Below are 7,283 nucleotides of genomic sequence, written 5' to 3' on the forward strand. Positions count from 1 at the left end.
CAGCAAACCGATCTAAACCGTAAGAATAACACGTGCAGCCAGCAGAATAAGCACCATTCCTGACAACCGATCAATAAGCAAAGCTTTAGAGCGAATTTTATCAATGAGTCTTGGGCTAGAGAGCAAAAACGTAATCAGCGTATACCAAAGACCGTCGACTACAAATGGTGTTAAAACAATCAGACCTTTAGCGGCAAGGCTATCACCGACGGCAACAAACTGACTAAATAGTGCGATGAAGAACAGGGCAATCTTCGGGCTAAGCAGCGAGATTAAGAAGCCCTCTTTTGCTGATTGCCAAGCACTGGTTTGCTTCCCTGATTCTAGTTTTTCCGCAACACCACCTTTTGAACGTATCGCGTTGTAACCAAGGTAAGCGAGATAAGCAGCCCCCGCATAGCTAATACTCTTAAACAGCAAAGGAGACTGCTGCAATACCACCGCCAAACCAATTAAAGTGATAAATGCATAGATACCAATACCAAACGCATGTGCCCATGCCGTTGCAAGGCCGTTTAATCTGCCGCCTGCTAAGCTATGTTTGGCAACCATTGCGAGACTTGGCCCGGGAGACATCGCGCCAAGAATACAAATCGTAAATAGAGATAACCAAATTGTGAATGTCATAGCGATTTCCTTTAGACCTTAAATGCCACCTTATTTGGCACGACTCCCAAGTTAATCCACGACAGTGATGATTTGAAATCAAAGTTAATCATAACAATCATGATTTTAAATCATACCTATCGAGTAAGGTGATGTTTGCATCGCTGTAAGTACTTTCTCTCGCATCCACTGGTGTGCTTTGTCATGATCATATTTGGGATGCCACATCAACCAATAGTGGTGTGCATCGGTATTGAAAGGTAGCGGCTTAAAGACTAAGTTGGCATCGCGAGCGAGATTTCGTGCGATATGCTCAGGAACAATCATCAGGTAGTCGCTGCTACTTAGTGCGTTCACAGCGGCAGAAAAAAACGGCACTTTTAACGCAATTCTACGCCGATAACCTAGCTGACTTAGTACGCGATCCGCGTGAGAGTCTTTATCCCCCCCTCCTGTAACCTTTAAGTGGGGATACGACACCAAATCATCACAAGTCATACTATCAATCTGACTCAAAGGGTGGTCTTTTCTCATCAAACACATCGACATGTCTTGACCAATCTTAACACTACTTAAGTTATCAGGCTTTTGCGCTAACATGGTGGAAGCGAGATGTATGCCAGAGGACGCAAAATGATTAAGGAAATCTGGCTGCCATAAACGGTAAGCGATATTGACGTTAGGCGCTTGCTCTACCACCACCGAAACCACATCTGGCACTATGTATTGCGCCACATAATCACTCGATGACAATACAAACTCTTGTTGCCACAGCAACGGATCAAACGGTTTGTCTGCAAGCAGGGCGTCAAATTCGGCCAGCAGCTCACCAAGCTTACCTTTCATTTCTAACGCTCTTGGGGTTGGTACCAACAGGTTGCCATCTCTCACGAGCAGAGGATCACCACATACATCCCGAAGCTGTGCCAACTGCCGACTCATCGCAGACTGGGTAATATGCAGTCGTTCAGCGGATCGACTCACATGACACTCTTCGAGTAACACGCTCAAAGAACGCAATAAGTTGAGATTAAGATGATTGAGCATCTTTTGTCACCTTAGCCTTGGTGCAGCGTGTTGAAAAATTCATTAAGGACGGTGTGAGTCATAAGATGACGCAACTCGGGAATCTTTTGTAGCTCATCACGGATCGCATTGAGACGAGTCATGGTATCAACCTCAACATATAGCATCATATCGGTTTCACCACTAATCGCATGGCACCATTTGACGCCATCGATGTTGTAAATTTCGGCGGCATAGGTTTCACAATATTGAGTCGAGCTCGACGTATCAAATTTAAGAGCTAGGTATGCTTTGATCAACTCTTTTGAGTCGGTCGATGCAATGTCCGCATGGTAGCCAAGGATCACTTTTTCTGTTTCAAGCTTTTGTATTCTTGCGGTTACCGCAGTACGTGATAGGTTAACTTGCCTAGCAATATCACTCACGCTTGTTCTAGCGTTGTATTTTAAGATATCGATGATTTGTCTATCAAATTTGTCCATTGTTCCCTATTCCAACTTACCCTGTCGGTATCTTTTGCAATGTGACATAAAACTTAAACAGATGAAAGCAGACAAATTGACGCCATAGTCGCGTTAAACTGACACTATGACTGCAATCTGCGACGAAATGACTAATGCATCGCTAAGCCGCTTAAGATAATCTAGTTTAAAAGCAAAACTACGATGCAGGGAGAGAGCAGTGAGTGAGCTAAAGAAAGAGATAACATTGCTGTCTGGCATCGGCCAACTATCGACCACCCTATTAGGCACTGGATTGTTTATGGTCCCGGCAATCGCTGCCGGAATAGCGGGGCAAGCATCACTATGGGCATGGTTGATTCTATTTATTGCCATATGTCCTATCGCCCTGACCTTTGCCCAGCTTGGCAAGCGCTACCCCAACGCAGGTGGAACCGCCTATTTTGTGCGAAAAGCCTTTAACACTAAGCTAGAAAAAAGTGTCGCATGGCTGTTTCTTAGTGTTGTTCCTGTTGGCATTCCAGCGGCTATCGCGCTAGCCGGTGGTTTTTTGCAGCAATTGCTTCCTGAGAGCACCAACTCTTCACTGTTCGCTCAACTACTCACTGTGGTACTACTGATTGGCGTCAATTTAGCAGGCGCAAAATCATCAGGCCGACTGCAAACCGTTATTGCACTATCAATTTTTTCCCTTATTGCTGCATTCTGGTGGAGGGGCGGTTTTACTTCTCAAGACTTAGTTTTACCAGAGCTAACCAATGACAGCGTATGGTCTATAGGCGTCGCGCTCGGAGTCATGTTTTGGTGCTTTGTGGGCATAGAAGCGTTCGCCCATATGGGTGAAGAGTTCAAAAACCCGCAACGTGACTTTCCCATCGCTATCGTAGTCGGCTGTTTCGTAGCAGGGGCAACCTATTGGATCTGTTCGATCATCGTACTCAAAATGGGCGCGTACGGAACCCCCACCTTTGACAGCGCTTCCATTCCTTGGATTTCAGAGACTTTGTTTGGGCCGAAGTTCAAAGCCCTAATTAGCCTAGTCGGATTCGGAGCGTGTTTTGCCAGTGTTAACCTCTATACGCAAAGCCTTTCTCGCATGGTGTGGGCGCAGGCTAAAGAGTACAGCCCAGACAGCGCATTGGCGAGATTGTCAATTCAAGGCGTGCCTGCCAACGCTACTTTTACTGTAGGTGGTGTGGCACTAGTTTCTTGTGTGGCGGGACAACTGTCAGGATTAGATCTTGAGTTTTTCCTTAAACTAGCAAACGGCATTTTTGTCTTGGTTTATCTACTTGCTATGCTAGCGGCCTATAAACTACTGACAGGCTTTGGCCGCTACCTAGCGACCATCTCGCTCGTGCTTTGCTCTGTAGTATTTATCTGCCTAGGCTGGTCAATGCTATACGCAGTTAGCGTGTTTGCTCTGCTCAGCCTACCTTGGAAAAAGTGGAGAACGGCAAGTAGTTCAAATCGAGTATGACGTTACTTGATCGTCACTAACATGAAGAATGCGCTGATTGGTGATCTTTTTCCATTCCGGGCTTCTTTCCAACGGCTCAGATGCTAATACGATGTTCGCGCCGTCCTGTTTAATAAAGACCGTTGGCGCTTCAAGATCTGAACTATAGCGAACAACCCAAAACTGATTGCCATCTGAAATACAGATGGACGCTTTGAGAGCATCTTCGATTTGTTTCGCATCCATCAACTTGCAAATCAAAGCCAAAGTCGTTCGAATCGCTTCAATTGGATTGGTTTTCAAGCCATTTTGCAACATCAGCAAGAAGATCAATTCACTGTCTGTCGTCCCCATCCGTTTCAAAAACAGCGACTCGCTCAATTGACGCTCAAGCTCAAACTTAACCCGTTCAAAACCACCTATTTGCCCGTTGTGCAGAAACATCCAATTGTCACTGATAAATGGGTGGCAGTTTGAACGCGAGACCTGCGTTCCTGTCGAAGAGCGAACATGAGCCATAAAGCGGTGAGAACGAATATGATGGGTTAACGAACGAAGGTTCTCATCGCCCCACGCAGGTAGCACTTCATGAAACTGCCCGGGGGTATCTCGCTCGGTGTACCAACCAAGCCCAAAACCATCAGCATTAACTCTAGTGACAGCTTTACGCGCCTCTAGGCTCTGATGAACCAAAGAGTGCTCTGGTTCATAGACTAATTGATCCAAATATATCGACTCTCCCTGATAAGCCAACCATCGGCACATACCTTGTATCCTTACTTCTGCCTATTAAATCAACATTCATAACATCATGAATAGAAGATTTCAGCAAGGGCGCGAACATTGGGTTCAATATCGTTCAACGCCACATTACCAAACCCAAGTACCGTGCCATTCCAATCTCGGTGAGGAATCTTTTTGGATTGTTCATAATAATTAAAAGGTCTTATCACGATACCGCGATTTTTCGCGCGCTCCGCCCATTCCTGCTCAGAGACTCGCCCATTCCATCGAACCGTAATATGAAGACCAGCGGCTTGGCTTATCACCTCTAAATCACCTTTAAAATGATGCTTTATCACCGCCACCATTAACTGATGTTTCTGTTTATACAACCGCCTCATTTTGCGAATATGCCTTAACAGATCACCTTCAGAAATAAAATCGGCGAGTGCAGCTTGAGTATGACTTGGAGAATCGCCACTCAGCGCATCTTTGATGCTAAGTGCTTCAGAGACCATTGACTCTGGCAGCACCATATAGCCCAAACGTAAATCATTAAACATGACTTTGCTTAGCGAACCCACATAGATGACATGCCGGTCATGCCCTGTTTTGGCAGCCAACCCTTGCAAGCTTGGGTAAGGACGGTGTGCAAACTGAAACTCACTGTCGTAATCGTCTTCAATAATCCATCCACCACGCTCCCTTGCCCATTCAATTAATCTCAGACGTTGATTGATATCTAGAGTCGTTCCTAGGGGATACTGATTACTCGGAGTGACATAAATCGTCTTTACATTGCTGCGCTCGATTGCTGCGATATCTAATCCTAAGTAAGGCTCGACAATAGCCGGGACCAGTTCGAAACCAAACAGTTCAATGACCTTCGACATCTGCGTATAACCCGGCTGCTCCATCAATAATCGTCGCTCACTGTTTAAGGTAAGCAAAGCTGAAATGGCTAACGCTTGTTGGGCACCAGATGTAATGACGATCCGGTTGGGATCGCACAGTACCGAGCGGCTTGTCGCCAAATAACGAGTCAGTGCCTCTCGCAAATGGCAGTCGCCTTGAATGTCTTGCCCGCCAAGCATGCTAACCCGCTCTATATGCCGATTGATCAGGCGCTGCCATTTATGAGCCGGAAACTCATTTAAATCGGGAACCCCAGGAGCAAAAGCGTTCTTATTGATGGTACTTGATACCAGACGAGCAGCGCTTCGAAACTCTTTGTTTACCGAAACAAACTGGTCAGGAAGTTCAAGCGAAACAAAATATCCTGAGCCTGCTTTGCTCTCCAAGTAACCTTCCGCATGCAATTGATCGTATGCGTGAATAACCGTATTTCGGCTTAGCTTTAAATCCTGAGCCAATTGCCGGGTAGAAGGAAGCTTTAAACCCTTGGTCCACAACTGCCCTACAATCTTGTCGCGAATGGCACTAAACAGCGCTTCTTGCTTAGTTCGACTATCACTACTCAGGTTCAAATCACCGGTATCAATCAAGGCCATAACTGGATCCATTCATTAAACAAAATTGGCTCTAATTTAAGATCCAATTTAAAGATACATTTTAGAAAAATCAAATCATTGCAGGAGGCAAAGCTATGTTATCAGCGACAAAAAGAACTCAATTGAAAAAGGCGCCCCATAAGGCAGCGAATGATAAGCAAGTACTATACGACATCATTGATGAATCCATGATCGCTCACATTGCCATCTCCGACAGCGAGCAACCTTACGTCGTTCCAATGCTAGCGTGGCGAATCGCTGATACCGTCTACATCCACGGCGCGAACAATAGCCGTTTGATGCGCAGTTTGAAAAGCGGTATCGATACTTGCTTAACCTTCACCCTTTTTGATGGCTGGGTCCTGGCTAGGAGTGCATTTCATCATAGCGCTCATTACCGAAGCGCAGTCGTACTCGGTCATTTCACGCCAGTCGAAAATAGCGAGGAGAAAGATAAAATCCTCAACCATTTTGTAGAGCAGATTGCACCGGGTAGAACCAAAGATGTCAGGCTTAGCAACAAACGAGAGCTCAGTAGTACGATGCTATTAGCCATTCCACTCACGGAAGCTTCAGTAAAAGTAAGCCAAGGGGATGTGAATGATGATCTAGCGGATATGGAGATCAATGCCTTTGCTGGCTTCCTACCCTATAAAACGGTAGTGGGTCCGTTAACCGCGATGCCTGACTCAACACATACATCTGTCCCTGACTACAGCAAAGCCTATGGCAGTCGTTGGCATACGCAAAAAACTTAGTCGGTCATTGGTTTAACGCTCATCTAAGCAGTAGTGTCGGACATACTGAATGGGCGTTAAACCACGATTCTTCTTAAACATTCGATTAAAGCTAGCGATGTTCTGATAGCCTAAGCTACGCCCAATCTCTTCAATCTCTATCCCCTTCGCCATCATCGACACCGCGATGTTACTTAGCACGTAACCAGAGACGGTTGAAAAGTTCATCCCAAGTTTACGTAACGCACGCTGAAACTGCTGAGTCGACATACCAAGCAAACCACTAACATGTTCAAGTGTCGGTAGACCATGAAAGCGACTGTAGTTTAGCACTTCATATATGACTTTCACCTCGTCTTCAGGATCTGGCATGTTAAGCAGTTCATCCAAATCAGAAAAGTTCATGGCCAGTCGGCCTTTGCGCAAGCTTGACTGCTGCTTGGTTGCCAACCTCACCTCTGAATGAAACCAGATTTCGGTGCAAGAGTGGCTCCAATCAATATCGCAACCAAAAAAGTCGCGATATTTATCGGTGTTTTTTCGTGAGCCCGACAGTCGCACTCTTAAAGGCGCGAAATCCTCACCTAAATAGATTCGCATAACTTTGACCAGTATCACCGCCATGCGAACACTGTCATGAACTTTGGCTTGCGGACTAATGTGCGGATTTCGATAAACCCATTTAATGATTGAACCACTGAGCGCCGCCGACAAAAACGCCCCACTTTGCAAACTATTCAGACCGTAGTTCAAACGGCGT

Annotated in this window: 8 protein-coding genes; 2 read left to right on the forward strand and 6 right to left on the reverse strand. The window is 45.8% G+C overall.

From position 1 onward, the window contains the following. Positions 1 to 12: 12 nt before the first annotated feature. The 3 genes from QTO00_RS11405 to QTO00_RS11415 form a co-directional block, all read right to left on the reverse strand. Positions 13 to 627, reverse strand: a complete 615-nt coding sequence (locus QTO00_RS11405; RefSeq protein WP_038204268.1) for a LysE family translocator — start codon at positions 625 to 627, stop codon at positions 13 to 15. Positions 628 to 732: 105 nt separating this feature from the next. Next, positions 733 to 1,653, reverse strand: coding sequence for a LysR family transcriptional regulator (locus tag QTO00_RS11410; RefSeq protein ID WP_331424927.1), 921 nt, complete (start codon positions 1,651 to 1,653; stop codon positions 733 to 735). Between the two features lie 11 nt (positions 1,654 to 1,664). Beyond that, positions 1,665 to 2,114, reverse strand: coding sequence for an Lrp/AsnC family transcriptional regulator (locus QTO00_RS11415; protein ID WP_038204264.1), 450 nt, complete (start codon positions 2,112 to 2,114; stop codon positions 1,665 to 1,667). Between the two features lie 199 nt (positions 2,115 to 2,313). Here QTO00_RS11415 and yjeH point away from each other — a divergent pair, with 199 nt between their 5' ends. Next, complete coding sequence (gene yjeH, locus QTO00_RS11420) at positions 2,314 to 3,573, forward strand: L-methionine/branched-chain amino acid transporter (protein WP_331424928.1); 1,260 nt, start codon at positions 2,314 to 2,316, stop codon at positions 3,571 to 3,573. On the opposite strand, the gene QTO00_RS11425 is transcribed toward yjeH, so the two are convergent. Next, positions 3,559 to 4,317: a class II glutamine amidotransferase gene (locus QTO00_RS11425; protein WP_038204259.1), complete on the reverse strand. Its 759-nt coding sequence runs from the start codon at positions 4,315 to 4,317 to the stop codon at positions 3,559 to 3,561. The two genes, yjeH and QTO00_RS11425, sit on opposite strands and share 15 nt — an antisense overlap. Positions 4,318 to 4,361: 44 nt before the next feature. Beyond that, entirely contained in the window at positions 4,362 to 5,786 is a 1,425-nt protein-coding gene (pdxR, locus tag QTO00_RS11430; RefSeq protein ID WP_331424929.1) for a MocR-like pyridoxine biosynthesis transcription factor PdxR, read from the reverse strand. A 95-nt stretch (positions 5,787 to 5,881) separates the two neighbouring features. On the opposite strand from pdxR, the gene QTO00_RS11435 reads away from it, so the two are divergent. Then, positions 5,882 to 6,544, forward strand: coding sequence for a pyridoxamine 5'-phosphate oxidase family protein (locus QTO00_RS11435; protein WP_331424930.1), 663 nt, complete (start codon positions 5,882 to 5,884; stop codon positions 6,542 to 6,544). A 12-nt stretch (positions 6,545 to 6,556) separates the two neighbouring features. Here QTO00_RS11435 and QTO00_RS11440 read toward each other — a convergent pair. Next, the coding region (locus QTO00_RS11440) for an AraC family transcriptional regulator (RefSeq protein ID WP_331424931.1) at positions 6,557 to 7,283 on the reverse strand (727 nt) is incomplete at its 5' end.

This window comes from Vibrio sp. M260118, from assembly GCF_036533755.1.
Classification (GTDB): Bacteria; Pseudomonadota; Gammaproteobacteria; order Enterobacterales; family Vibrionaceae; genus Vibrio.